Consider the following 1,172-nt stretch of genomic DNA (forward strand, 5'->3'; position numbering starts at 1 on the left):
CTAGTGTCCCGAGTTAGAGATTCGTAGACAAAATCGCTTGACGCTGGCGAGGATGTCGTCGGCCGATTTGGTCCAGTTGAAAGGTCTCGGATCAGTGTTGTTGATCTGGATGTATTGGCGAATAGCCTGTTCGAGTTGCCGGGTGGAGCGATGAGTGCCGCGGCGGATGTATGTCTCGCTGAGCGTGGCAAACCATCGTTCGACCTGGTTAATCCACGAAGCAGAGGTCGGGGTGAAATGCGCATGAAAACGCGGATGGCGAGCCAGCCAGATATTGATCGAGGAGGTCTTGTGCGTACCGTAGTTGTCCATCACCAGATGGACGTCCAGTTGGGGTGGCACGTTGGCCTCGATGGTGCGCAGGAACTGCAGGAATTCACTGCTGCGATGACGTCGATGCAGTTCGCCAATGACTTCGCCCGTGGAGATGTCGAGCGCCGCGAACAGTGTGGTTGTGCCGTGGCGCATATAGTCGTGCGTGCGTCGCTCAGGGATGCCCGGGGCCAGCGGCAGCATAGGCTGGGTGCGGTCCAGCGCCTGGATCTGGCTCTTCTCGTCCACGCACAACACCATGGCCTTGAGCGGCGGGTCCAGATACAGCCCAACGATATCGCGCACCTTGTCCACAAACAATGGATCGCTGGAGAGCTTGAAGGTCTCCTGCCGGTGTGGCTGCAGCCCGAAGGCACGCCATATCCGCGTCACGGCCGTCTGCGACAGCCCCATCTCGCGGGCCATTGTGCGCGTGCTCCAGTGGGTCGCTCCCGCGGGCACGGACTCAAGCGTGCGTGCAATGAGCGCGTCTACCTGGGAGTCCTCGATCGTCCTCGGTGCTCCCGGGCGCGGTGCATCGAGCAACCCGTCCACGCGGTGATTGATGAATCGCGAACGCCACTTCGAAACCGTATGCGAGGTGACACGCTGTCTTGTCGCGACCGTCTTGTTGTCGATGCCCTCGGCGCAGGCCAGCACAATGCGTGCGCGCAAGGCCAGCGCCTGCGCGGTCTTGCGCCGCATTGTCAGCGCCGTGAGCTGTTCGCGCTCCGCTTCACTCAAGACCAGCGGCGCCTTCGGTCTTCCTCTCATCATCGCCTCGCTTATTTGCGAACCCTGCAACCCAGGTTAGTACACAACGCAAATAAGGCAATGAATTTTTAACTCAGGACACTAGC

1 protein-coding gene is annotated in these 1,172 nt (G+C 60.1%); it reads right to left on the reverse strand.

Going from position 1 to position 1,172, the window contains the following annotated elements:
* A complete protein-coding gene (locus P0D96_RS48015) occupies positions 1-1,089 on the reverse strand; it encodes an IS630 family transposase (RefSeq protein WP_408321345.1) in 1,089 nt (362 codons plus the stop codon).
* Positions 1,090-1,172 lie beyond the last annotated feature (83 nt).

This window comes from Paraburkholderia sp. RL17-347-BIC-D (assembly GCF_046027915.1).
Classification (GTDB): domain Bacteria; phylum Pseudomonadota; class Gammaproteobacteria; order Burkholderiales; family Burkholderiaceae; genus Paraburkholderia.